The 23849-nt window shown below is 67.1% G+C and carries 22 protein-coding genes; 17 read left to right on the top strand and 5 right to left on the bottom strand.

Annotated features, from left to right (window positions below; all coding sequences use genetic code 11):
- Positions 1–66: 66 nt before the first annotated feature.
- The 6 genes from BLT45_RS17320 (at position 67) to lpdA (ending at position 8675) form a co-directional block, all read left to right on the top strand.
- On the top strand, positions 67–2472 hold the full coding sequence (locus BLT45_RS17320; RefSeq protein ID WP_093303856.1) for a TonB-dependent receptor: 2406 nt from the start codon (positions 67–69) through the stop codon (positions 2470–2472).
- A 141-nt stretch (positions 2473–2613) separates the two neighbouring features.
- Complete coding sequence (locus BLT45_RS17315) at positions 2614–3855, top strand: MFS transporter (RefSeq protein WP_254771943.1); 1242 nt, start codon at positions 2614–2616, stop codon at positions 3853–3855.
- A 51-nt stretch (positions 3856–3906) separates the two neighbouring features.
- A complete protein-coding gene (locus tag BLT45_RS17310) occupies positions 3907–4362 on the top strand; it encodes a DMT family transporter (protein WP_093303853.1) in 456 nt (151 codons plus the stop codon).
- A 3-nt stretch (positions 4363–4365) separates the two neighbouring features.
- A complete protein-coding gene (locus BLT45_RS17305) occupies positions 4366–4884 on the top strand; it encodes a DNA-deoxyinosine glycosylase (protein ID WP_093303851.1) in 519 nt (172 codons plus the stop codon).
- A 208-nt stretch (positions 4885–5092) separates the two neighbouring features.
- Positions 5093–6520: a dihydrolipoyllysine-residue acetyltransferase gene (locus tag BLT45_RS17300; protein WP_093303848.1), complete on the top strand. Its 1428-nt coding sequence runs from the start codon at positions 5093–5095 to the stop codon at positions 6518–6520.
- A 13-nt stretch (positions 6521–6533) separates the two neighbouring features.
- Positions 6534–8675 (top strand): dihydrolipoyl dehydrogenase, encoded by a 2142-nt coding sequence (lpdA, locus tag BLT45_RS17295; RefSeq protein ID WP_093303845.1) that lies wholly within the window; start codon positions 6534–6536, stop codon positions 8673–8675.
- A gap of 72 nt (positions 8676–8747) precedes the next feature.
- On the opposite strand, the gene BLT45_RS17290 is transcribed toward lpdA, so the two are convergent.
- Positions 8748–8951: a DUF2061 domain-containing protein gene (locus BLT45_RS17290; protein ID WP_093303842.1), complete on the bottom strand. Its 204-nt coding sequence runs from the start codon at positions 8949–8951 to the stop codon at positions 8748–8750.
- A gap of 432 nt (positions 8952–9383) precedes the next feature.
- On the opposite strand from BLT45_RS17290, the gene BLT45_RS17285 reads away from it, so the two are divergent.
- The 9 genes from BLT45_RS17285 (at position 9384) to BLT45_RS17245 (ending at position 16555) form a co-directional block, all read left to right on the top strand.
- Positions 9384–9755: a hypothetical protein gene (locus BLT45_RS17285; protein ID WP_093303839.1), complete on the top strand. Its 372-nt coding sequence runs from the start codon at positions 9384–9386 to the stop codon at positions 9753–9755.
- 29 nt (positions 9756–9784) lie between these two features.
- Entirely contained in the window at positions 9785–10582 is a 798-nt protein-coding gene (gene atpB, locus BLT45_RS17280; protein ID WP_093303835.1) for a F0F1 ATP synthase subunit A, read from the top strand.
- A 66-nt stretch (positions 10583–10648) separates the two neighbouring features.
- Positions 10649–10951: a F0F1 ATP synthase subunit C gene (gene atpE / locus BLT45_RS17275; protein ID WP_056880791.1), complete on the top strand. Its 303-nt coding sequence runs from the start codon at positions 10649–10651 to the stop codon at positions 10949–10951.
- A gap of 106 nt (positions 10952–11057) precedes the next feature.
- On the top strand, positions 11058–11528 hold the full coding sequence (locus BLT45_RS17270) for a F0F1 ATP synthase subunit B (RefSeq protein WP_093303832.1): 471 nt from the start codon (positions 11058–11060) through the stop codon (positions 11526–11528).
- Between the two features lie 17 nt (positions 11529–11545).
- The gene (locus tag BLT45_RS17265) at positions 11546–12073 is read left to right on the top strand and encodes a F0F1 ATP synthase subunit delta (protein ID WP_093303828.1); all 528 of its coding nucleotides are present in this window, start codon (positions 11546–11548) and stop codon (positions 12071–12073) included.
- Positions 12074–12119: 46 nt separating this feature from the next.
- A complete protein-coding gene (atpA, locus tag BLT45_RS17260) occupies positions 12120–13667 on the top strand; it encodes a F0F1 ATP synthase subunit alpha (RefSeq protein WP_093303824.1) in 1548 nt (515 codons plus the stop codon).
- A gap of 75 nt (positions 13668–13742) precedes the next feature.
- Positions 13743–14606 carry a F0F1 ATP synthase subunit gamma gene (gene atpG, locus BLT45_RS17255; RefSeq protein ID WP_093303818.1) on the top strand — a complete coding sequence of 288 codons (864 nt, stop codon included), beginning with the start codon at positions 13743–13745 and terminating at the stop codon, positions 14604–14606.
- Between the two features lie 39 nt (positions 14607–14645).
- Positions 14646–16052: a F0F1 ATP synthase subunit beta gene (gene atpD / locus BLT45_RS17250; RefSeq protein ID WP_093303813.1), complete on the top strand. Its 1407-nt coding sequence runs from the start codon at positions 14646–14648 to the stop codon at positions 16050–16052.
- A gap of 80 nt (positions 16053–16132) precedes the next feature.
- Positions 16133–16555, top strand: a complete 423-nt coding sequence (locus tag BLT45_RS17245) for a F0F1 ATP synthase subunit epsilon (protein WP_093303810.1) — start codon at positions 16133–16135, stop codon at positions 16553–16555.
- Positions 16556–16614: 59 nt separating this feature from the next.
- Here the strand turns inward: BLT45_RS17245 and BLT45_RS17240 are convergent, their stop codons facing one another.
- The gene (locus BLT45_RS17240) at positions 16615–17019 is read right to left on the bottom strand and encodes a GtrA family protein (RefSeq protein WP_093303807.1); all 405 of its coding nucleotides are present in this window, start codon (positions 17017–17019) and stop codon (positions 16615–16617) included.
- A 76-nt stretch (positions 17020–17095) separates the two neighbouring features.
- Here BLT45_RS17240 and BLT45_RS17235 point away from each other — a divergent pair, with 76 nt between their 5' ends.
- Positions 17096–18025, top strand: a complete 930-nt coding sequence (locus BLT45_RS17235) for a glycosyltransferase family 2 protein (RefSeq protein ID WP_093303802.1) — start codon at positions 17096–17098, stop codon at positions 18023–18025.
- On the opposite strand, the gene BLT45_RS17230 is transcribed toward BLT45_RS17235, so the two are convergent.
- The gene (locus BLT45_RS17230; protein ID WP_093303797.1) at positions 17985–19562 is read right to left on the bottom strand and encodes a glycosyltransferase family 87 protein; all 1578 of its coding nucleotides are present in this window, start codon (positions 19560–19562) and stop codon (positions 17985–17987) included. The genes BLT45_RS17235 and BLT45_RS17230 overlap by 41 nt on opposite strands.
- Positions 19563–19640: 78 nt before the next feature.
- On the opposite strand from BLT45_RS17230, the gene glmU reads away from it, so the two are divergent.
- Positions 19641–21008, top strand: a complete 1368-nt coding sequence (gene glmU, locus BLT45_RS17225) for a bifunctional UDP-N-acetylglucosamine diphosphorylase/glucosamine-1-phosphate N-acetyltransferase GlmU (protein ID WP_093303792.1) — start codon at positions 19641–19643, stop codon at positions 21006–21008.
- 178 nt (positions 21009–21186) lie between these two features.
- On the opposite strand, the gene BLT45_RS17220 is transcribed toward glmU, so the two are convergent.
- The gene (locus BLT45_RS17220; protein ID WP_093303788.1) at positions 21187–22515 is read right to left on the bottom strand and encodes a sensor histidine kinase; all 1329 of its coding nucleotides are present in this window, start codon (positions 22513–22515) and stop codon (positions 21187–21189) included.
- Complete coding sequence (locus tag BLT45_RS17215; protein ID WP_093303784.1) at positions 22512–23849, bottom strand: sigma-54-dependent transcriptional regulator; 1338 nt, start codon at positions 23847–23849, stop codon at positions 22512–22514. Before BLT45_RS17215 ends, BLT45_RS17220 begins: the two co-directional genes overlap by 4 nt.

Genomic DNA, 23849 nt, shown 5'->3' with positions numbered 1-23849 from the left:
GGCCACAGAAGCCGCGGCGGGCACCCAGCCAACAACACGACAACAATGCAAGTGGAGGGAGAGACCATGCAACACACCAAGCACCCGATGCGCTACGCCCTGTCGGCCGCCATCGCGCTGGCGCTATCGCCGGCCCTGGCGAGCGCACAGGAAGCCGCACCCGTGGCGCCGGCCGAGCAGGAGGCCAAGACGCTGGACGCCGTGGTCGTCAGCGGCACGGCCAAGTTCAAGGGCCTGCGCAAGCGCGACGCCAGCTTCTCGATCAGCACCGCCACGCCGGAACAGATCCAGGAAACCGCGCCGACCAGCACCGCCGACCTGCTGAAGATCGTGCCCGGCGTCTGGGCCGAGGCCAGCGGCGGCGGCACCGGCGCCAATGTCTTCGTGCGCGGCATGCCCTCCGAGGGCGACGCGCCGTTCTTCACCCTGCAGCTGGACGGTTCGCCGATCTTCCCGCCGCCGACGCTGTCGTTCCTCGAGAACACCACGCTGTTCCGCATCGACGACACCATCGCGCGCGTCGAAGGCCTGCGCGGCGGCCCCAGCCCGATCTACTCGAACGGCCAGCCCGGCGTCACCGTCAACTTCATCCAGAAGAAGGGCGAGGACACGCCTGAAGGCCTGGTCCGGCTGACCGTGGGTACCGACGACCTGCGTCGTCTCGATTTCTACAGCGGCGGCCCGCTGGGCACCGACACCGGCTGGTACTACAGCGTGGGCGGTTTCTACCGCGAGACCGACGGCGTGCGCGAGACCGGTTTCCCGGTGGAGAAGGGCGGCCAGCTCAGCGCCACGCTGACCAAGCGCTGGGCCGAGGGCGAGTTCAACCTCTACGCGCGCCACACCGACGACAAGAACACGTTCTATACCGCAGTGCCGCTGGTATCGCGCAACAACGGCGAGGACATCTCCAACTTCCCGGGCCTGGACGCGACCACCGGCACGCTGGTGGGCGACGACTTCCGCCGCGTTACCCTGCCCACCGGCGTCGGCAACCAGACGATGACGCGCGACCTGGCCGATGGCCGTGGCGTGGACATCGACGTGTTCGGCGGTTCGCTGGACTGGTATGTCGGCAACTGGACGATCAGCGACAAGTTCAACTACCTCAAGGGCTATGCGCCGACCTATGCGCTGTTCACCGGTGCCAACCCGCAGACGCTGTCGTCCTACATCACCGACACCTACGGCGCGGGCGTCACCGGCACCGGTACCTTCGTCAACGGCGGCGGTGCCGTGGATCCGAACCAGCAAGTGCTGACCGCCGGCTTCTGGGTGGTGGAGAAGGAGATCAGTTCGTTCACCAACGATCTGCGCTTCAGCATCGACCTGACCGAGCGCAATGCGCTGACCTTCGGCGTGTACTACGCGGACTATTCGTCCAAGGACCGCTGGTGGCTGGGCAACAACATGCTGCTCACCGCGCAGGACAACGCGCGCCGGGTGAACCTGGCGCTGTCCAACGGGCAGGTCGCCACGCGCGACGGCTTCGTGGGCACGGCGTTCTACAACATCCGGGGTGACTACGACGGCCAGAACACGGCCTTCTTCATCGCCGACGAGTGGACCGTCAACGATCGCATCCGCCTGGATGCCGGCGTGCGCTACGAGCGGCAGGAAGTGAACGGCACGGTGTGGGATCCGATCACGGTCGACCTGGACGGCAACCCGAACACGCTGTACGACAACACCACCTCGGTCTCGACCACGCCGCGCAGCATCGACCAGAACGACAGCGACGTGTCCTGGACGGCCGGCCTGAACTACACGCTCAACGACAGCGTCAGCCTGTTCGGCCGCGTCAACTCGGGCTTCACGTTCCCGCAGTTCGACAACCTGCGCGACGGGGCCAACAACAAGACCGAGATCGACCAGTACGAGCTGGGCCTGAAGGCCGGCGGCGAGACGTACGAGATGTACCTCACCGCGTTCTACAACGACTTCACCGGCCTGCGGTACCAGGCGTTCGACAACAACGGCAACAACGTCGTCATCATCGGCGACTCGAAGGCGCGCGGCCTGGAGTTCGAGGGTGCATGGCGGCCGGCGGGCGGCTTCGAACTGGCGTGGAACGCGACCTGGCTGCGCGCCAAGTACGGCGACTTCGCGACCTACGACGGCAACCAGGTGGTGCGCCAGCCGAAGTTCCGCGCGCGGCTGACACCCAGCTACTACTGGTCGCTGCCGTGGGGCGACCTGAAGGTGTTCACCACCTACACGCACGTCGGCGATCGCTACTCCGATCCGGCCAACGGCCAGGTGCTGCCGAAGTACGACACCTGGGACGTCGGTGCCAGCGCGCACATGGGCGACCACTGGGAGTTCACCTTCTCGGGCCGCAACGTCACCGACGAGATCGCGCTGACCGAGGGCAACGCCCGCGTGCTCGGTAATGCGACCAGCGGCGGCGTCTTCATGGGCCGCCCGCTGGAAGGCACGTCGTACCAGGCCTCCGTCGCCTACCGCTGGTGACGTACCGCGGCCCGCGTCACCGCGGGCCGTCTTCCGCCGCCGCGCCGCCTCTCCCCGGCGCGGCGGCGGATATCCTCTTGGCACTGGGCGTCGCGCGGCAGGGCCGCGCCGACGCCGCGCACGAACCGACCGGTACCGCCCATGACGCGCACCCGCATGATCCTGGCGATGATCCTGACCTACATGATCTTCGCCATGCTGTTGAACTCCGTGGGCACGGTGATCCTGCAGTCCATCCAGGGGTTCGGCATCAGCAAGGCCGATGCGAGCCTGCTGGAAGCCTTCAAGGACCTGCCCATTGCGATCACCTCGTTCCTGGTGGCGTCGTTCCTGCCGCGCCTGGGCTACCGCCGGGCGATGATGCTCGGCCTGTCGCTGGTCGCGCTGGCCTGCGCGGCGATGCCGTTGCTGCACGCGTTCTGGGCGACCAAGCTGCTGTTCACCACGGTCGGCGTGTCGTTCGCACTGGTGAAGGTGTCGGTGTACTCCAGCATCGGCCTGCTGACCGATGATGCGAAGGCGCACGCTGCGCTCACCAGTACGGTGGAAGGGTGGTTCATGGTCGGCATACTGGGCAGTGCGTGGCTGTTCGCCGCCTTCATCAATGCCGACGCGCCGGGCGATCCGGTCTGGCTGGATGTCTACTGGGTGCTGGCGGCGATGTGCGTGGCGGTGATCGTCCTGCTCGCGACCTGCACGCTGGACGAGCGCGCCGCCCAGGACGGCCATGCGGCCGGCGAATCCTTCGCCGACATGTTCCGCCTGCTGGCGCTGCCGCTGGTGGTGGTGTTCCTGATCTCAGCCTTCCTCTACGTGCTGATGGAGCAGGCGATCAACACCTGGCTGCCGACCTTCAACCGCGAAATCCTGCACCTGCCGACCACGCTCAGCGTGCAGGCGGCGGGGATCTTCGCCGGCTCGCTGGCGCTGGGACGGCTGGGCGGCGGCGTGCTGTTGCGGCGCGTGCCCTGGTTCTGGTTGCTGGCCGGCTGCGTGGTCGCGATGGCGGCGCTGGTGCTGGTAGCGCTGCCGCTGGCCGCCAACGTGCAGCCGCGCGACGGCATGACGTGGTGGAACGCGCCGCTGGCGGCGTATGTGTTCCCGCTGATCGGCCTGCTGATGGCGCCGATCTACCCGGCGATCAATTCGGTGGTGCTGAGCGCGCTGCCGAAGGCGCGGCATGCGGCGATGACGGGCCTGATTGTGGTGTTCTCCGCGCTGGGCGGGACCACGGGCTCGTACATCACGGGCCAGCTGTTCGCGCATTTCGACGGATCGCGGGCGTTCTACCTGCTGCTGGCGCCGATGGCGATGCTGCTCGTGTCGATGGCATTGCTGCACCGCGCGGTGGCCCGGCGCGATGGCGCGGTGGCGCCGGCCTGAGCGCAGGGGGCTTGGCGTATCGTGTCGTTCTTTCCCGGCACGAGACCCGACATGAACGCGACCGGCGTCGCCCTCGCCCTCTTCATCGGCATGCTGTTGCCGCTCCAGGCACTGATCAATGCTTCGCTCGGCAGGCAGTCGTTCGGCCCGGTGTTCGCTTCGCTCGCCTCCTTCATGGTGGGCACCGGCGTGCTGCTGGCGTGGTGGCTGCTGACGCGACCGGTATTCGTGCCTGCAGCCCTGGGCAAGGTGCCGTGGTGGGCATGGACCGGCGGTGTGATCGGCGCTGTGTTCGTCGCGTCCGCGACGCTGCTGGTGCCACGGCTGGGGGCCGCTTCGCTGATCTGCCTGGTGGTGGCGGGGCAACTGGTGGGTTCGGTGCTGCTCGACCATTTCGGCGTGCTGCACGCGCGCCAGCCGGTGGACACGCTGCGCGTCGTCGGCCTGCTGCTGGTCGTGGCCGGCGCGACGCTGGTGGTGCGGCCCTGGCAGTCCGCAGGCGGCTGACGCGTGTCCGAACTGCTGGTCGGCTTGCCGCCGCGTGCCGACGCGCACTGCCGCGTGCTGGTGCTGGGTTCGATGCCCGGCAACGCGTCCCTGCGCGGGGCGCAGTACTACGCGCATCCGCGCAACCGCTTCTGGCCGGTGATGGGCGCGCTGTGCGGCTTCGCTCCGGAGGCGCCCTACGAAGATCGCCTCGAGGCACTGGCGCGCGCCGGCATCGGCGTGTGGGATGTGATCGGTCGCTGTGAGCGCCAGGGCAGCCTGGATGCAGCCATCGTGCGCGGCAGCGAAGTACCCAATGCCATCGGCGACTGGCTGGCGGCGCATCCCGGTGTCGCCGCGATCGCGCTCAACGGCGGCAAGGCGGCGGAGGCGTTCCGCCGGCATGTCCGGCCGACCTTGGCGGATCCGCTGCCGGCATTGCTTGCATTGCCCTCCACCAGCCCCGCGCATGCGGCGATGGGATTGCCCGCGCTGGTGGAAGCCTGGGGCGCGATCACGCCGTTCCTGCGCCGCGCCGCCTGACAATGCGGCGGCGTATCGTGCGTTCGCGCATCGGCGAACCAAAGCGATACCAATGGGATCGTGCGGCAGCGGGCGAGCGGCGACGGGGCCATCACGGCAGGCATTGTCCCGGCGGGGACAGCAATTAACACCAAGGGATGGTTGGCGCATCGCGCCACTGCGGACACAATAGGGGTTCCCCTCTTCACGCCCGCACCGGAGTAACGCCATGTCCGACATCAAGGAAGCCAAAGTCCCCGATATCGGGGACTACGACGGCGTACCGGTGATCGAGATCCTGGTCGCCGTGGGCGACACGGTGAAGAAGGACCAGGGCCTGGTCACGCTGGAATCGGACAAGGCGACGATGGAAGTGCCGTCGCCGTTCGCCGGCGTGGTGAAGGAGATCAAGGTCAAGCTGGGCGACGAGATCGCCGAGGGCGCCGTGGTCGCGCTAATCGAAGCCAGCGAAGGCGCCGCCGATGCGAAGCCCGCTGCGGCACCCGCCCCGGTGCCCGCTGCCGAGACCGGCGCGAAGGTGGAGCCGGTCGCCGTGTCCCCGACGCCGGACAAGCTGGCCCAGCGCGAGATCGCGCAGGAGCGCGCCGCGCCGGCCGTGGCACCCGCGGCCTCGCGCGTGCTGGACGACAAGCCGGGCATCGATCCGGAAGCCTCACCGCCGCGCACGCCGCCGGTCGAGTTCAACGCCGACCGCGTGCTGCCGGAGAAAGTGGCCTACGCCAGCCCCACCGTGCGCCTGTTCGCCCGCGAGCTGGGCGTGGACCTCAACCAGGTGAAGGGCACCGAGCGTGGAGGCCGCATCAGCAAGGAAGACGTGCAGAAGTACGTCAAGGGCGTGCTGGGCGGCGGCGTGGCGGCGCCCGCATCCACGGGTGCGCCGGCTGCCGCGGGCGGCGGGCTCAACCTGCTGCCCTGGCCGAAGGTGGACTTCAGCAAGTTCGGCGAGACCGAAGTCGTCGCGCTGTCGCGCATCAAGAAGATTTCCGGCGCCAACCTGGCGCGCAACTGGGCGATGATCCCGCACGTCACCCAGCACGACCACGCCGACATCACCGATCTGGAAGCGCTGCGCGTGGCGCTGAACAAGGAGAACGAGAAGGCCGGCATCAAGCTGACCATGCTCGCCTTCCTGATGAAGGCCAGCGTTTCGGCGCTGAAGAAGTTCCCCGACTTCAACGCCTCGCTCGACGCCAGCGGCGAGAACCTCACGCTGAAGAAGTACTTCCACGTGGGCTTCGCCGCCGACACGCCGAACGGCCTGGTCGTGCCGGTGATCCGCGACGTCGACAAGAAGGGCGTCAACGAGATCGCGCAGGAAAGCGGCGATCTGGCGAAGAAGGCGCGCGATGGTAAGCTGGGCCCGGCCGAGATGTCCGGCGGCTGCTTCTCGATCTCCTCGCTGGGCGGCATCGGCGGCGTGGCGTTCACGCCGATCGTCAATGCGCCGGAAGTCGCCATCCTGGGCGTGTCCAAATCGTCGATCCAGCCCGTCTGGGACGGCAAGCAGTTCCAGCCGCGCCTGATGCTGCCGCTGTCGCTGAGCTACGACCACCGCGTGATCGACGGCGCCGCCGCCGCGCGCTTCACCGCCTATCTCGCCCAGCTGCTCGGCGACATGCGCCGCGTGCTGCTGTAAGGAGACCGAGACCATGGCGAACACGATTGAAGTCAAAGTCCCCGACATCGGCGATTACAGCGATGTACCGGTCATCGAGATCCTGGTCGCCGTCGGCGACACGGTGAAGAAGGACCAGGGCCTGGTCACGCTGGAGTCGGACAAGGCCACGCTGGAAGTGCCGTCCTCGGCCGCCGGCGTGGTGAAGGAGATCAAGGTCAAGCTGGGCGATGCGCTGTCCGAAGGTAGCGTGGTGGCCGTGCTGGAAGCCGAAGGTGCTGCCGCGTCCACGCCGGCACCGGCACCGGCACCGGCTGCGCCGCCGGCTCCCGCCGCGCCTGCGCCGACACCGGCGGTTGCACCCGCGCCTGTGGCTGCCACGCCCGCCGCCGCTGGCGGCGGCCTGATCGAGGCCAAGGTGCCCGACATCGGCGACTACGACGGCGTGCCGGTCATCGAGATCCTGGTGGCCGTGGGCGACACGGTGAAGAAGGACCAGGGCCTGGTCACGCTGGAGTCGGACAAGGCGACGATGGAAGTGCCGTCCCCCGCCGCCGGCGTGGTGAAGGAAATCAAGGTCAAGCTCGGCGACGAGTTGGCTGAAGGCAGTCTCGTCGCGATCCTGGAAGGCGAGGGCGCCGCTGCGGCGCCGTCCAAGCCCGCCCCGGTCGCCGCCTCGCCGGCCGCGCCCGCGGCACCGGCGACCTCGGCACCGAAGCCGGCGCTGGGTACCGGCAAGCCGGCGGACATCGAATGCCGCATCGTCGTGATCGGTTCCGGTCCGGGCGGCTACACCGCGGCGTTCCGTGCTGCCGACCTCGGTCTGGATACGGTGCTCATCGAGCGCTACGAAACGCTGGGCGGCGTCTGCCTCAATGTCGGCTGCATCCCGTCGAAGGCGCTGTTGCATGCCGCGGCGCTGATCGAGGAAGCGGCCCATTCGGACGAGATCGGCATCAGCTTCGGCAAACCGAAGATCGACATCGACAAGCTGCGCGGCTTCAAGCAGGACAAGGTGGTCGGCCAGTTCACCAAGGGCCTGGCCGGCATGGCCAAGCAGCGCAAGGTGCGCACGGTCACCGGCGTGGCGAAGTTCGTATCGCCGAACGAACTGGAGATCGTGGGCAGCGACGGCAAGACGCAGCTGCTGCGCTTCGAGCAGTGCATCATCGCCGCCGGTTCGCAGGCGGTGAAGCTGCCGAACTTCCCGTGGGACGATCCGCGCGTGATGGATTCCACCGATGCGCTGCAGCTGGCCGAGGTGCCGAAGAAGCTGCTCGTCGTCGGCGGCGGCATCATCGGCCTGGAAATGGCGACCGTGTATCGCGCGCTGGGCGCCGAAGTCACCGTGGTCGAGTTCATGGACCAGCTGATGCCGGGCGCCGACAAGGACCTGGTGAAGCCGCTGGCCGACCGCCTGAAGAAGCAGGGCGCGGTCGTGCACCTGAAGACCAAGGCCGCCAAGGTCGAGGCCTCGAAGAAGGGCATCACCGTGCACTTCGAGAGCGCCACCGAAGGCCAGAAGCCGGAGTTGGAAACGGGCACCTGGGATCGCGTGCTGGTCGCCGTGGGCCGTTCGCCGAACGGCGGCAAGCTGGATGCCGGCAAGGCCGGCGTCACCGTCACCGACCGCGGTTTCATCCCGGTCGATGCGCAGATGCGCACCAACGTGCCGCACATCTTCGCCATCGGCGACCTGGTGGGCCAGCCGATGCTGGCGCACAAGGCCACGCACGAGGGCAAGCTGGCGGCGGAAGTGGCGGCCGGCGAGAAGAAGGAATGGGTGGCGCGGGTGATTCCGTCGGTGGCCTATACCGATCCGGAGATCGCCTGGGTCGGCGTGACCGAGACCGAAGCCAAGGCCAAGGGCCTGAAGATCGGGGTGGGCAAATTCCCGTGGTTGGCGTCCGCGCGCGCGGTCGGCATCGGTCGCGGCGAAGGCTTCACCAAGCTCATCTTCGACGAACACACCCACCGCATCATCGGCGCCGGCATCGTCGGCGTGCATGCGGGCGACCTGATCAGCGAACTGGCGCTGGCGATCGAGATGGGTGCGGAAGCCGGCGACATCGGCGCGACCATCCATCCGCACCCCACGCTCAGCGAGTCCGTGGCGATGGCGGCCGAAGTCTACGAAGGCACGATCACCGACCTGTACATCCCGAAGAAAAAGTAAGCGCCGCTCGCGAGCGCACAACGAAAAGGCCGCGCATCAGCGCGGCCTTTTCCATTCGGAGGAATCGGCGCATCAGGCGGGCAGGGGCATCGCCTTCGCCGCGCGGCGCGCTTCGATCCGCTTCCACACCTTTTCATGGAAGTGGAACACCACGGTATTGGTCGCCGGCTCGATCAGCGCCAGCATGCCGCCCACCAGCAGGCTGCCGGTGAACAGATAGCCCAGGGTGAAGGCCACTGAGAAGTGCAGGATCGCGAAGCTCAGCGTCTTGTTCATGGCGGGGTCCGGGACGGCTACAGATGAGAATTGATCTCATTGTGGCGCTTTCCATTGGCAAGTCCAATGGATTGATCAATTCGGATTGATAGCGCCTGACTATCGACGCGCTTCCGGCCCGCAAAAGGCGAAGCCCCGGGGGCAGCCGGGGCTTCGTGAGGCCTGCGACGGAGCATCGGACGAGGAAGTTGAGCAGCAGGCCTTGTAGGGACTGACACAGGGTTTTCGTCAAAGTTCCGGAAAATCGTCAGGAAAATTCTGAATAGGGGAAACGGTTACACGCAGTCAGGCCAAGGGATTGCGGGCGAACGCGCCGTCGCCCGCGTTTTCGACCTTTGGCGGTTGTCCCGGAAATTGTCCCGCTGCTATACTTTTGCGGCTCGGCGAGGCGCTTTACCGCCTTGTACCCCGCCAATTCCGTAGGGCTTTCGTGTGCTGAATTCCGTCGCTGCGGGCCGGCGGCTAGTGTTGCGCGCCGCCGTCTGGCAGACGGTCGCGGTACTGCTGGTCGCGCTGTTGTTCCTGCTCCGGGGCGTGCCCCAGGCAGTCGCGGCGGCCGTCGGAGGGTTGGCGATCGTGGCTGGCGCACTGCTGGCGGCCTGGATGGCCTTCGGCGGTGGCGTGCTCGGCGCCGTCTCGGCGGTGCTGAGGCTGGTCGCGGGCATGGTGGTGAAGTGGGTCGTGGTGATCGGCGTGCTGGTGATGGGCGCGGGGCTGTACAAGCTGCCCCCGCTGCCCCTGATGGCAGGCGTGGTCGCCGGACTGGTGGCACAGATGCTGGTTGCGGTTGGCAAGCAGCGATAAACCCAATCTAGACGAAAGGTTTCCGACACATGGCGGGCGAGGCTCTTACTCCCACCACCTATATCCAGCACCACCTGAAGAACCTCACGGCCCAGGTGGGCGGCGACGGTCCTTTCTGGACGATCAACGTCGACACCTTCGTGACGGCCGTGCTGATGGGTCTGCTGATCGTGTTCGCGTTCTGGCTGGCGACCCGCAAGGCGACCGCCGGCGTGCCGGGCAAGTGGCAGGCCTTCGTCGAGATCATGCTGGAGTTCGTCGACAAGCAGGCCCGCGACACCTACCACGGGACCAGCAAGCTGGTGACGCCTATCGCGATCACCATCTTCTTCTGGATCCTGATGATGAACCTGCTGAAGATGATCCCGGCAGACTTCATCGCCAAGCCGCTCGAGCTGCTGGGCATCCACTACTGGAAGCCGGTCCCCACCGCCGACGTCAATGCCACCCTGGGCATGTCGATCAGCGTGTTCTTCCTGATGATCGTCTTCGCGTTCCGCTCGAAGGGCTTCGGTGGCTTCGCCCACGAGTTCCTGACGGCGCCGTTCGGCAAGTGGATGATGCCGTTCAACCTGATCCTCAACATCGTCGAATGGGTCAGCAAGCCCATCTCTTTGGCGATGCGACTGTTCGGCAACATGTTCGGCGGCGAGATCGTCTTCCTGCTGATCTGGGTGCTGGGCGGCGCGGGCATCGTCGGCATGTTCGGCGGCGCGGTATTCGGCCTGGGCTGGATGCTGTTCCACCTGCTGGTCATCCCGCTGCAGGCGTTCATCTTCATGATGCTGTCGATCGTCTACCTCAGCTTGTCGGAAGACAGCCACTAAGTTTCCGCTTCACCCTTGTCCCTTTCGTACCATCCACTCTTTAGCAACTAAGTTCCGGAGATCACCATGGAAAGCATCCTCACCAACCTCGCCCAGGTCCAGGCTTCGACCGCCCTCGCCATCGGCATCATGATCGGCCTGGCCGCGCTGGGCGCCGGTCTGGGTCTGGCCATCATGGCCGGCAAGTTCCTGGAATCGGCTGCCCGCCAGCCGGAGCTGATCCCGGTCCTGCAGGTCCGCATGTTCATCACCGCCGGCCTGATCGACGCCGCGTTCATCATCTCGGTCGCCGTCGGCCTGCTGTTCGCCTTCGCCAGCCCGTTCATCACGATCTTCACCGAGCAGCTGGCCAAGCTGGCCGGCGGCTGAGAAGCCGCGTGAAGCCTGGCCGCGGCGGTTCGCCTCCGCGGTCGGCCATCAGGCGTCGCTGGGCGCGCGCATCGTGCGCGGGCCCTTCCTCACCGGCAGGTTACCGATGAATATCAATCTCACTCTGTTCGCCCAGGCGCTGGCCTTCGCTGGCCTGATCTGGATCATTGCGACCAAAATCTGGCCGCCGCTGCTGGCTGCCATCGAAGAACGCCAGCAGAAGATCGCCGAAGGCCTGGCCGCGGCCGATCGCAGCCAGAAGGATCTGGCGCAGGCCCAGGAAAAGGTCAACGAGGCGCTGAAGGAAGCCCGCGTCAAGGCCAACGACATCATCGACCAGGCCCACGCGCGCGCCAACCAGATCGTCGACGCCGCGAAGAACGAGGCCATCGCCGAAGCCAACCGCCAGAAGGCGCTGGCCGAAGCCGAGATCGACGCCGCCGCCACGCGTGCCCGCGAAGACCTGCGCAAGCAGGTGTCGTCGCTGGCCGTCAGCGGTGCCGAGAAGCTGCTGAAGCGCGAGATCGACGCCAACGCCCACAAGGCGCTGCTCGACGAACTCGCCGCCGAAATCTGATCCGGATGATCTGATCGATGAGCCAGGCCCTTACCGTCGCCCGTCCCTACGCCCGCGCCGCCTTTGCGACGGCGCATGGCGAGGGCAATCTCGCCGCCTGGTCGCAGGCGCTGGGTTTCGCCGCGCATGCCGCGGCGGACCCGCGCGTGGCCGCGCTGCTGCCCAACCCGCGCCTGCTGCCCGCTGAGGCCGTGAAGCTGCTCGCACCGGAAGGCGCGGCTGAGTCGTTCACGCGCTTCCTTGCGGTGCTGGCCGATGCCCGCCGGCTGCCGCAGCTGCCGGAGATCGCCGGCCTGTTCGAGGAGCTGCGCGCCGAGGCCGAGCATGTCGTGAAGGCCAAGGTCACCTCGGCCACCGCCCTGCCGTCCGCCGAACTGGACCAGATCAAGGCCGCGCTGAAGAAGCGCTTCGGCCGCGAGGTCGAGGTGGAGACGGCGGTGGACGCGTCGCTGATCGGTGGCGCCGTGATCGATGCTGGCAGCGTGGTGATCGACGGCTCGCTGAAAGGCAAGCTGGCGCGCCTGCAGTCGGCGCTGACGCACTGAATTCCCATTGAACCGCCGCGCGCAAGCCGGCACACAGGACTTACCCATGGCTACCACGCTCAACCCCTCTGAAATCAGCGACCTGATCAAGACCCGCATCGAGAAGGTCAAGCTGGCCGCGGAGTCGCGCAACGAAGGCACGGTCACCAGCGTGTCCGACGGCATCGTGCGCATCTTCGGCCTGGCCGACGTCATGCAGGGCGAAATGATCGAGCTGCCGAACAACACCTACGCGCTGGCGCTGAACCTCGAGCGCGATTCGGTCGGCGCCGTGGTCCTGGGCGACTACGAGCACCTGCGCGAAGGCGACGTGGCCAAGACCACCGGCCGCATCCTGGAAGTGCCGGTCGGTCCGGAAATGCTCGGCCGCGTGGTGAACGCGCTGGGCGAGCCGATCGACGGCAAGGGCCCGCTGGGCACCTCGCTGACCGCGCCGGTGGAGCGCGTGGCCCCGGGCGTGATCTGGCGCAAGTCGGTCGACCAGCCGGTGCAGACCGGTTACAAATCGGTCGACGCGATGATCCCGATCGGCCGCGGCCAGCGCGAGCTGATCATCGGCGACCGCCAGACCGGCAAGACCGCGATGGCCATCGACGCCGTGATCAACCAGAAGGGCACCGGCATCAAGTGCGTGTACGTCGCGATCGGCCAGAAGGCTTCGACCGTGGCCAACATCGTGCGCAAGCTGGAAGAGAACGGCGCGCTGGCCCACACCGTGGTCGTCGCCGCCACCGCCTCCGAGTCGGCCGCGATGCAGTACATCAGCGCCTACTCCGGCTGCACCATGGGCGAGTACTTCATGGACCGCGGCCAGGACGCCCTGATCGTGTACGACGATCTGTCCAAGCAGGCCGTGGCCTACCGCCAGATCTCGCTGTTGCTGAAGCGTCCGCCGGGCCGTGAAGCCTACCCGGGCGACGTGTTCTACCTGCACTCCCGCCTGCTCGAGCGCGCCGCTCGCGTGTCCGAGGAGTACGTGGAGAAGTTCACCGAAGGCAAGGTCACCGGCAAGACCGGTTCGCTGACCGCGCTGCCGATCATCGAAACGCAGGCCGGCGACGTGTCCGCGTTCGTGCCGACCAACGTGATCTCGATCACCGACGGCCAGATCTTCCTGGAAACCGACCTGTTCAACGCCGGCATCCGCCCGGCCGTGAACGCCGGTATCTCGGTGTCGCGCGTCGGTGGCGCCGCCCAGACCAAGATCATCAAGAAGCTGTCGGGCGGCATCCGCATCTCGCTCGCCCAGTACCGTGAGCTGGCCGCGTTCGCGCAGTTCGCCTCGGACCTGGACGAAGCCACCCGCAAGCAGCTGGAGCGCGGCCAGCGCGTCACCGAGCTGATGAAGCAGAAGCAGTACGCGCCGATGTCCATCGCCCTGCAGGCGCTGTCCATCTACGCGGTCAACGAGGGTTACCTGGACGACGTGCCGGTCGGCAAGATCCTGGCGTTCGAAGACGCGCTGCACGCGCACTTCACCAACACCCAGGGCGCGCTGGTCGACACGATCAACAACACCGGCAACTGGAACGACGAGATCGAAGGCGCCTTCAAGAAGGGCATCGCCGAGTTCAAGCAGACCGGTACCTGGTAATACGACGTGTAGAGCGGAGCTTGCTCCGCTGATCGGACAGAAAGCGGAGCAAGCTCCGCTCTACGGGAAGAAGAGATGGCAGGCGGACGCGAAATCAAAACCAAGATCAAGAGCGTGCAGAACACCCGCAAGGTGACGCGCGCGCTCGAGATGGTCTCGGCCTCCAAGATCCGCAAGGCCCAGGACCGCATGAAGACCTCGCGCCCGTACGCGCGCGCGATGAAGCAGGTGATCGGCCACCTGGCCCAGGCCAACACCGATTACCAGCATCCCTTCATGGTGGAGCGCAAGGACGTCAAGCGCGTCGGCTTCATCATCGTGTCGTCCGACCGCGGCCTGGCCGGCGGCCTGAACAACAACCTGTTCCGCAAGATGCTCGGCGAGATCCGCCAGTGGAACGAGAAGGGCGTCGAAGTCGACGTGGTCACCATCGGCCAGAAGGCCTCGGTGTACTTCCGCCGGGTCAAGGTCAACATGCTGGCCAGCGTGTCGCACCTGGGCGATGCGCCCAAGCTCGACCAGCTGATCGGCGTGATCAAGGTGATGCTGGACGCCTACACCGAAGGCAACCTCGATCGCGTGTTCGTGGTCTACAACGACTTCGTCAACACGATGACCCAGCGCGCCGCGTTCGACCAGCTGCTGCCGCTGCCGGCGGCGGAGACGCAGGTCGCGCACCACGACTGGGACTACATCTACGAACCCGATGCCGAGACCGTGCTCGACCACGTGATCACGCGCTACATCGAGTCGCTGGTGTACCAGGCCGTGCTGGAGAACATCGCCTCGGAACACGCGGCGCGCATGGTGGCCATGAAGGCCGCCAGCGACAACGCCAACAAGCTCATCGGTACCCTGCAGCTGGTCTACAACAAGGCCCGCCAGGCGGCGATCACCCAGGAAATCTCCGAAATCGTCGGCGGCGCGGCGGCAGTCTGACGCGCGTAGTCACAAGAATTCATCTAGAGGAATGCAGCAATGAGTCAGGGCAAGATCGTTCAGATCATCGGCGCGGTGGTTGACGTCGAATTCGCGCGCAACGAAGTGCCGAAGGTGTACGACGCGCTGAAGGTGGAGAACACCGCCATCACGCTCGAAGTGCAGCAGCAGCTCGGCGACGGCGTCGTGCGCACCATCGCCCTCGGTTCCACCGACGGCCTGAAGCGCAACCTGGTCGCCGTGAACACCGACAAGGCCATCTCGGTGCCGGTCGGCGCGGGCACGCTGGGCCGCATCATGGACGTGCTGGGCAACCCGATCGACGAAGCCGGCCCGGTGCAGGCGACCGATCATTGGGAAATCCACCGTTCGGCCCCGTCGTACGAGGACCAGTCCTCGGCCAACGACCTGCTGGAAACCGGCATCAAGGTCATCGACCTGATGTGCCCGTTCGCCAAGGGCGGCAAGGTCGGCCTGTTCGGCGGCGCCGGCGTCGGCAAGACCGTCAACATGATGGAACTGATCAACAACATCGCCAAGGCGCACTCGGGCCTGTCCGTGTTCGCCGGCGTGGGCGAGCGTACCCGCGAGGGCAACGACTTCTACCACGAGATGAAGGACTCCAACGTCCTCGACAAGGTCGCGATGGTGTACGGCCAGATGAACGAGCCGCCGGGCAACCGCCTGCGCGTCGCCCTGACCGGCCTGACCATGGCCGAGTACTTCCGCGACGAGAAGGACGCGTCCGGCAAGGGCAAGGACGTGCTGCTGTTCGTCGACAACATCTACCGCTACACGCTGGCCGGTACCGAAGTGTCGGCGCTGCTGGGCCGCATGCCGTCGGCCGTGGGCTACCAGCCGACGCTGGCCGAGGAAATGGGCGTCCTGCAGGAGCGCATCACCTCGACCAAGACCGGTTCGATCACCTCGATCCAGGCCGTGTACGTGCCCGCGGACGACCTGACCGACCCGTCGCCGGCCACCACGTTCGCCCACTTGGACGCGACCGTCGTGCTGAGCCGCAACATCGCCTCGCTGGGTATCTACCCGGCCGTGGATCCGCTCGACTCGACCAGCCGCCAGCTGGACCCGAACGTCATCGGCCACGAGCACTACGACACCGCGCGCCGCGTGCAGTCGACGCTGCAGAAGTACAAGGAACTGAAGGACATCATCGCCATCCTCGGCATGGACGAGCTGTCCGAAGAAGACAAGCAGGCCGTGTCGCGCGCCCGCAAGATCGAGCGCTTCTTCAGCCAGCCGTTCCACGTGGCCGAAGTGTTCACCGGCTCGCCGGGCAAGTACGTCTCGCTGAAGGACACGATCCGCGGCTTCAAGGCGATCGTCGACGGCGAGTACGACCACCTGCCGGAGCAGGCGTTCTACATGGTCGGCGGCATCGAAGAAGCGGTCGAGAAGGCCAAGAAGCTCGCCGAAAAGGCGTAAGCACGTAGGGTGGGCCCAGGCCCACCTTCGCGGCAACCGGCGGCGGGCCCAGGCCCGCCCTACACGGCAAAGAGAGTTCCATGAGCACCATCCGTTGCGACATCGTCAGTGCCGAGCAGGAGATCTTCCACGGTGAAGCCACCCTGGTCGTTGCCACCGGCGAACTGGGCGAACTCGGCATCGCGCCGAAGCACGCGCCGCTGATCACCCGCCTGAAGCCGGGCAAGGTGGTGGTGACGCTGGCCAATGGCGAGCAGCTGGACTTCGCCATCTCCGGCGGCATCCTCGAAGTGCAGCCGCAGGTCGTCACCGTGCTGGCCGACACCGCGATCCGTGCGTCGGACATCGACGAGGCGCAGGTCCGCAAGGCCAAGGAAGAAGCCGAGCGCATCCTGGCCAAGCAGGATCCGAAGATGAGCGTGGAAGAAGCCCAGGCCCAGCTGGCCATGAGCATCGCCCAGCTCAGCGCGCTGGAGCGCCTACGCAAGAACCTCAAGCACTGAGGTCCACGCACGCACGCTTCATCGAAAACGCCGGCCTCGCGCCGGCGTTTTCATTCCAGCTAGCGGTAGACCACGTGCCGCCAGAGGAAGAAGGCCACGATGGCCAGCACGCCTTCCACCAGCGGCTTGGCCAGCCAGGCATGCGCCAGGCCCAGCGACGAGGCGACCCATGCGACCGCCACGGTGCTGATCACCGTCAGCGGCACCCACACCAGCAGGAACTTGGCGAAGCGCCGCCAGCCCAGCCGCGCGGCGCCGTCGCGGGCGAAGGTCACGCGTCCGTTCAACCAGAAGCCGAGCAGCGCGCCACCGATGCGACCCGCGAGATTGCCGGGCGCCGCCGGCACGCCGAGTGCGGTCAACGCCACGAACAGCGCCCAGTCCACCAGCAACTGGAGTGCGCCGATGACGAGGAAACTGCCGCCCTGGCGCAGCAGGGTGTGCCTGGAAGAAGAGGGTGCCATGTGGCGATGGTAACCCCGGCCATGCGGGGGTTGCCGTGTAAGATGCGGGCGCCCGTCGCCGACCCGGATTGTCGCCTTGCGCATCGCCGTCTTGATTCCCTGCCACAACGAAGCGCCGACGGTGCAGAAGGTCGTCGCGGACTTCCGCCAGGCGCTGCCCGAAGCGGACGTGTGGGTCTTCGACAATGCCAGCGCCGACGCCACGGCGCATCTGGCCGCGCAGGCGGGCGCGCATGTGCGGCACGTGCTGGCCAAGGGCAAGGGCAACGCGGTGCGCGCGATGTTCCGTGATGTCGATGCCGACATCTACGTCATGGTGGATGGCGACGACACCTATCCGGCATCCGCCGTGAGGTCGCTCATCGAAGACGTCGCGGAAGGACGGGCCGACATGGTCGTGGGGACGCGGCTGGAATCCCATGAAAACGCATCCTTCCGCCGATTCCACGGCGTCGGCAACCGGCTGGTCCGTGGCTGCATCAGCGCCCTGTTCGGCCACCCGGTCCGCGACGTGCTATCCGGCTACCGGGTGTTCTCCCGCCGCTTCGTCAAGTCCATGCCCGTGCTTTCCCGTGGCTTCGAGATCGAGACCGAGATGACGGTGTTCGCGCTGGCCAACGGTTTCGTGTTGTCGGAGCGGACCATCGACTACGGCACGCGGCCCGATGGCAGCGAGTCCAAGCTCCACACGTACCGCGACGGCATCCGCGTCCTGAAGACGATCCTGTTCCTGTTCAAGGACATGCGCCCGCTCCTGTTCTTCGGAACGCTCGCCGTACTTTGCGTGCTGTTGAGCCTGGGTTTCGGCGCCATCGTCATCCATGAGTTCGCGCGCACGGGCTTGGTCACCCACCCGTCCACCGCCGTCCTGGCGGTGGCGTTCGCGTTGGTCGGCGTGGTGTCGATGGCGACGGGACTCATCCTGGATACGGTCAACCGCCGCTCGAACGAGATCCAGCGGCTGATCACGGACCAGGTGCTGGCGCAGCGCAGACCGTCGGCGTAGGCGTGCCGCGCGCCAGCGGGCAGAGCTCCAGTTCGTCCAGGCTCGTCGGCATCGCCAGGCAATTACCCCCGGACGCCAGTCCGTAGGCGAGGATCGCCGCAGGTGCTCCCGTCGAAGACGACTGGCGCAGCAGGAAGATCGGGCCCGCATGTCGCCGCACGCGCCGTTCGGCAGCGGCCTGCAGCCGCGTGCAGCGTGCAGGTGTCATGAAGTTGTTCTGTATCGATATCGCCGGCACGGTACGTGGCAGGAAAGCGACGGCATAGGCCATGGGATTGTCGTCCGCCAGCACCACGAGGCTGTCGTGGGGCAGCGCGGGTACCTGCACGGATATCATCGGCGTGCGGAACGGCGCCCGTCCCCAGTTCGGCCGGTTGGCGCCCGCCACCAGCATCACGGCCGTTGCCACCATCGCGATGCGTACGTAGCGCGGCGGCACCCATGCCGACACCACGCCCAGGATGGCGACGGAGCACACGAGCTCCAGTGCGAAAAGATAGCGGTAGATGCCGTACAGCTTCGCCCAGACGGCGAAACTGAGCAGCGCGAACACGATCAGTGCGTTGGCGATGGCGATGGTGGCGACGTCCTCTCGGCGCCTGCGCCAGGCCGAGATCCACCAGGCACCCAGCGCGGCGAGGCCGAGCAGCGCGCGCGGATCCGACAGCTTTCCTTCCGAGAAGCGGCTGCTGTCGGTCAGCAGATGGAACGGAGCCAAGAGGGCATCAATGCCGTGCGGTATGAACCGTGCGTCTTTGTGCGCATGCGCCAGCGCGTCGGGCGACCTGAACCATTCGTTGAAATAGGGAAAAAGCGGGTTGCCGTATTCGTGCCAGAGATGGAAGGCCCATGGGCCGGCGGTCAGCAAGGCGCCGGCGATGCCACCCGCAGCGAGCGCCATGATCCGCGACGGGGCGGCGCGCATCGGTCCGCACACGAGGGCGGCGCCGATGAAGCCGATGCAGTACAGCGCACCGGTGAGCTTCAGGCCGGCGCACAGCCCTGCCATCAAGCCTGCCGGCAGCCACGTGGCCCACGCATGGCGGCGACCTTGCGAGTCCGCGATCCACCACAGCGCCGCCATCATCCCGGCTGCCACGGTCGCGTCGTTGAATGTCGTGCCGATGCTGGGCATCACGGCGGCGCCCGTCACCGCCGCCAGGCCGGCCATCGTCGTGCGCATCGCGCTGCGCCCCTCCGGCCATGCCAGGTCGAGCAGGCGTAGCGCAAACAGGATGGCGAGGAAGGCGGGCAGCGCCAGCCACAGCGATATCGCCCATCCGGGCAGACCTGCCTTCACCGACCAGGCGAAGGGGATGTCGAGCGCCGGGTTGTGCCAGGTCTGGAGCTGCGCCGCCGCGATGTCGTCGGCGAAACGGCCGTCCAGCAGCGCGGATGGCGTATAGAGGTGGTAGTTGCGCAGGTCCCAGTTCGCGTCCTGGCCCTGCTTGAAGAGCGCCAGCAGCACCAGCAGCAACGCCACGACCGAAGGGAGCCCCCAATGGCGGATGCGGGTGGCGTCGGTGCGGTCGGTCATGGGCGAGGTCTTGTGGCGGACTGAGTTGATACCATCGCACCAGGGGCGAAGGCCGCCATCATCGTAATGGGAAACCACATGAAGCCACTACACGTCGTCATCCTCGCTGCCGGTGAGGGCAAGCGCATGAAGTCCGCACTGCCGAAGGTCCTGCAGCCGATCGCCGGGCGGCCGATGCTGGCGCATGTGATCGAGGCGGCGCGCGCGCTATCGCCGGCGGGCGTGCACGTGGTCTACGGGCACGGTGGCGACCAGGTGCAGGCGGCGTTCGCCGATCAGCCCGATCTGTACTGGGCGCACCAGGCGCAGCAGCTGGGCACCGGTCATGCGGTCGCGCAGGCGATCCCCGCCATTCCGGACGGCGCACGCGTGCTGGTGCTGTACGGCGACGTGCCGTTGACCCGCAGCGAGACCCTGCAGCGCCTGCTGGACGCGCCGGGTCGCCTAGCGGTGCTGGTCGCCGAACCCGTCGATCCGACCGGCTATGGCCGCATCGTCCGCGATGAAGCGGGCCGTGTGGCCGCCATCGTCGAGCACAAGGACGCCGACGAGGAGCAACGCCGCATCCGCACCATCAACACCGGCATCATCGCCGCCGACGGCAGTGCCCTGAAGGGCTGGCTGGCGCGGCTGTCCAACAACAATGCGCAGGGCGAGTACTACCTGACCGACGTGTTCGCGATGGCGGCCGAAGAATTCACCCCCGCCGAAATGGTCCTCGTGGGCGAACCGATCGAGGCCGAAGGCGCGAACGATCCCTGGCAGCTGTCGCAGCTCGAGCGCGCCTACCAGTTGCGTGCCGCGCGCGCGCTGTGCGTGCAGGGCGCGCGCCTGGTCGACCCGGCGCGCTTCGACCAGCGCGGCACGGTAACGGTGGGTCGCGACGTGCAGATCGACGTGGACGTGGTGCTGGAAGGCAAAGTCGAGCTGGGCGATGGCGTCGTCATCGGCCCCTTCACGCGTCTGAAGGACGTGACGCTGGCCGCCGGCACGCAGGTGCGCGCGCACTGCGATCTGGAAGGCGTCGCCAGCGAAGGTGCGGCGCTGATCGGCCCCTACGCGCGCCTGCGCCCGGGCACGGTGCTCGCCGATGGCGTGCATGTGGGCAACTTCGTCGAGACGAAGAACGCGCGCATCGGCGTGGGCAGCAAGGCCAACCACCTGACCTATCTCGGCGACACGGTGATCGGCACCGGCACCAACATCGGCGCCGGCACCATCACCTGCAACTACGATGGCGTTAACAAGTCCACCACGACGATCGGCGACCGCGTCTTCGTCGGCTCGAACTCGTCGCTGGTCGCACCGGTGACCCTGGCGGACGGCGCCACCATCGGCGCGGGCTCGGTGATCTCGAAGAATGCGCCCGCCGACAAGCTGACGGTCGCGCGTGCGCGCCAGATGACGGTCGAGGGTTGGCAGCGACCGGTGAAGAAACCGAAGTGACGTAGGGCGGGCTTAAGCCCGCCACGGGTCGCGTATCTGAACGAAAGCCCGTTGAATGCGGGTCGCGGCTGCCAGCCCTCACCCCTTGCCCTCTCCCGGTAGGAGAGGGGGAGTCGGTGCCATGCGGGTTCGGCTTCGGGTACAGCGCGGTGATGCCGTCGCGCCGCCATCGGACAGATCAGTTTTCGGGCAACTGGATGGCCACGCACAGCCCGCCACCGTCGCGGTTGTGCAGCGACAGCCGTCCGCCGTGCGCTTCGACGATCTCGCGGGTCAGCGCCAGGCCCAGGCCGGTGCCGTTGCGCTTGGTCGAATAGAACGGCACCAACGCGTTCTGCAGCACCGCATCGTTCATGCCCGTGCCGCGGTCCATCACCTCGATACGGACCCAGCCGGGCAGGCGGGTGACACGCACCGACACGCCGTCGGCGGTCGTGCCGGATTCGTGCGCGTTCTTCAGCAGGTTCAGCAGCGCCTGCTCGACCTGCGCCAGGTCGATGCGGCCATCGATGTCGGCCTCCTGCATCGCCAGTTCGAACCCGATCTGCCGCTGCAGGCCTTCGAGGAAGGCCCGCCAGTGCACCGTATGCAGCTGCGGCTGCGGAAGCTTGGCGAAGCGCGCGTATCCGCGGATGAAGCCCTCCAGGTGGCGGGCGCGGTCCTCGATGGTGCCGAACACTTCTTCCAGCCGCTCGTGCTTGCCGCGGCGGACCAGTTCCGCGCCGGAGTGCGCCAGCGACGCCACCGGTGCCAGCGAGTTGTTGAGTTCGTGACTGATCACGCGGATGACCTTCTTCCACGTCATCACTTCCTGCCGACGCAGTTCGTTCGTCAGCAGCCGCAGCAGCAGCAACTCGTGCGGGCGGCCGTTGAGGCGGAAGTTGCGGCGTGCGAGATGGTAGACCTGCTCTTCCTCGTCGTCCTCCTCGCTGCCGATGGCGAACAGGCTGTCGCCGCTGCGCGCGAGCGCTTCGCGCATCTCCACCGGCGAGGCGGCCAGCAACGAGTCGTAGTCCTGTCCCTCCAGCTTCCAGCCGCTGTGCAGCAGCTTGCGCGCGGCGACGTTGGCGAACACCACCCGGCGCACGCCATCCCCGCCGGGCGCCACCAGCAGCATGGCCACCGGGGTGTTCTGCACCATCGTGTCCAGCAGCAGTTCACGCTGCACCAGGGTCTGCCGCTGCTCGCGCAGGACGTCGCCCAGCGCGCCGTGCGAACGGACGAGTTCGGCAAGTTCGTCGCTGCCCTGCCAATGGATGCCGAAGTTGTACTCGCCGTCGCGATAGCTGTTGACGCTGCCGGCCAGCGCACGGAACAGCGAGCGCGTGCTGCGCAGGCCACGATGGATCGCCCAGCCCGCCAGCGGCAGCACGACCAGCGCGGACAGCAGCACCGCCAGCAGGTCGTCCTGCAGCCAGTGCGACAGCGCGACCGGCAGCACCAGCGCCACCGCCAGCAACGGCAGCAGCCAGGACAATACGCGGCCGGCGAGCGAGCGGCGGATCATGTGGCCTTGATGCCGAAGCGTTCCATGCGCCGGTACAGCGCCTGGCGGCTCATGCCGAGGTCGGTGGCGGCTTGCGCGATCACGCCGCCGGCGCGGGCGATCGCGGCCTCGATGTCGGCGCGCTCCGGTTCGGCGACGATCGTCGTGCGCACCGATGTCGGTCGGGGCAGGTTGAGGTCCGTGGCCTCGATCCGCTCACCCATCGCCAGCAGGCCGGCGCGCTGGATGACATTGCGCAGCTCGCGCACGTTGCCCGGCCAGGCATGGCGCAGCAGCGCGGCGCGCGCGCTTTCGCCCAGCGGCTTGTCGTCGGGCCGGAAGCGCTCGGCCAGCGGCAGGATGTCGCCGGGCCGTTCGGCCAGCGGCGGCAGCGCGAGCTCGATGGCATTGAGCCGGTAGTAGAGGTCCTCGCGGAAACTGCCGTCCCGGATCATCGTGGGCAGGTCCGCGTTGGTGGCGCTGATCACGCGCACCGCGACCTTGCGCTCGCGATTGGAGCCCAGCCGCTCGAAGCGGCCGGTCTCCAGCACGCGCAGCAATTTCATCTGCCCGGTGAGCGGCAGGTTGCCGATCTCGTCGAGGAACAGCGTGCCGCCGTCGGCCGCTTCGAACTTGCCCTCGCGTGCCTTGTTCGCGCCGGTGTAGGCGCCGGCATCCGCGCCGAACAGTTCCGCCTCGATCAGTTCGGACGGCAGCGCGCCGCAATTCAGCGTCACGAACGGCCCCTGCTTCACGCTGGAATTGGCCTGGATGATCTCGGCGATCTTCTCCTTGCCCGCACCATTGGGCCCGGTGATCAGCACCGGCAAGTCGGAGCGCGCGACCTGGCAGGCGAGCGCGATCACGCGTTCGCTGGCCGGGTCCTCGAACACGAGGTTGCGCAGGTCGTACTTCTGCTCGAGCTGGTGGCGGCTGCGTCGCTCGCGGCTGCGCCGGCGGTCGAGTTCGCGACGGGTCTCCGTCAGCTCCAGCAAGGTGTTGACGGTGGCCAGCAGCTTGCGGTCGTCCCACGGCTTGGCGACGTAATCGGCCGCGCCCGCCTTCACCAGGTTCACCGCCGCTTCCAGATGCGTCCATGCGGTCAGCAGGATCACCGGCATGTCCGGCCATTCGGCGCGCAGGTCGATGAACAGCTGCTCGCCTTCGATGCCGGACGTCGTGTCTTCGCTGAAGTTCATGTCCTGGATGACCAGGTCGACCGGATGTTCGCGCAACATCGCCAGGCCCGCCGCCGGTGATTCGGCGTGCAGGGTGTCGATGTCGTGCAGGGAAAACAGGACTTCCAGTGCCGTACTGACGGCCAGGTTGTCGTCGATCACGAGGATGGTAGGCAT

The sequence above is a fragment of the Pseudoxanthomonas sp. CF385 genome, assembly GCF_900104255.1.
Taxonomy (GTDB): Bacteria; Pseudomonadota; Gammaproteobacteria; order Xanthomonadales; family Xanthomonadaceae; genus Pseudoxanthomonas_A.
This window is presented reverse-complemented; position numbering and strand designations above follow the sequence as displayed.

Coding starts and splice junctions, on each gene's coding strand:
- BLT45_RS17245 (WP_093303810.1), top strand. CDS start 16,133: ATGAGCACCATCCGTTGCGACATCGTCAGTGCCGAGCAGGAGATCTTC.
- lpdA (WP_093303845.1), top strand. CDS start 6,534: ATGGCGAACACGATTGAAGTCAAAGTCCCCGACATCGGCGATTACAGC.
- BLT45_RS17215 (WP_093303784.1), bottom strand. CDS start 23,849: ATGCCTACCATCCTCGTGATCGACGACAACCTGGCCGTCAGTACGGCA.
- atpE (WP_056880791.1), top strand. CDS start 10,649: ATGGAAAGCATCCTCACCAACCTCGCCCAGGTCCAGGCTTCGACCGCC.
- atpA (WP_093303824.1), top strand. CDS start 12,120: ATGGCTACCACGCTCAACCCCTCTGAAATCAGCGACCTGATCAAGACC.
- glmU (WP_093303792.1), top strand. CDS start 19,641: ATGAAGCCACTACACGTCGTCATCCTCGCTGCCGGTGAGGGCAAGCGC.
- BLT45_RS17310 (WP_093303853.1), top strand. CDS start 3,907: ATGAACGCGACCGGCGTCGCCCTCGCCCTCTTCATCGGCATGCTGTTG.
- BLT45_RS17300 (WP_093303848.1), top strand. CDS start 5,093: ATGTCCGACATCAAGGAAGCCAAAGTCCCCGATATCGGGGACTACGAC.
- BLT45_RS17220 (WP_093303788.1), bottom strand. CDS start 22,515: ATGATCCGCCGCTCGCTCGCCGGCCGCGTATTGTCCTGGCTGCTGCCG.
- atpD (WP_093303813.1), top strand. CDS start 14,646: ATGAGTCAGGGCAAGATCGTTCAGATCATCGGCGCGGTGGTTGACGTC.
- BLT45_RS17240 (WP_093303807.1), bottom strand. CDS start 17,019: ATGGCACCCTCTTCTTCCAGGCACACCCTGCTGCGCCAGGGCGGCAGT.
- BLT45_RS17230 (WP_093303797.1), bottom strand. CDS start 19,562: ATGACCGACCGCACCGACGCCACCCGCATCCGCCATTGGGGGCTCCCT.
- atpB (WP_093303835.1), top strand. CDS start 9,785: ATGGCGGGCGAGGCTCTTACTCCCACCACCTATATCCAGCACCACCTG.
- BLT45_RS17270 (WP_093303832.1), top strand. CDS start 11,058: ATGAATATCAATCTCACTCTGTTCGCCCAGGCGCTGGCCTTCGCTGGC.
- BLT45_RS17290 (WP_093303842.1), bottom strand. CDS start 8,951: ATGAACAAGACGCTGAGCTTCGCGATCCTGCACTTCTCAGTGGCCTTC.
- BLT45_RS17265 (WP_093303828.1), top strand. CDS start 11,546: ATGAGCCAGGCCCTTACCGTCGCCCGTCCCTACGCCCGCGCCGCCTTT.
- BLT45_RS17315 (WP_254771943.1), top strand. CDS start 2,614: ATGACGCGCACCCGCATGATCCTGGCGATGATCCTGACCTACATGATC.
- BLT45_RS17320 (WP_093303856.1), top strand. CDS start 67: ATGCAACACACCAAGCACCCGATGCGCTACGCCCTGTCGGCCGCCATC.
- atpG (WP_093303818.1), top strand. CDS start 13,743: ATGGCAGGCGGACGCGAAATCAAAACCAAGATCAAGAGCGTGCAGAAC.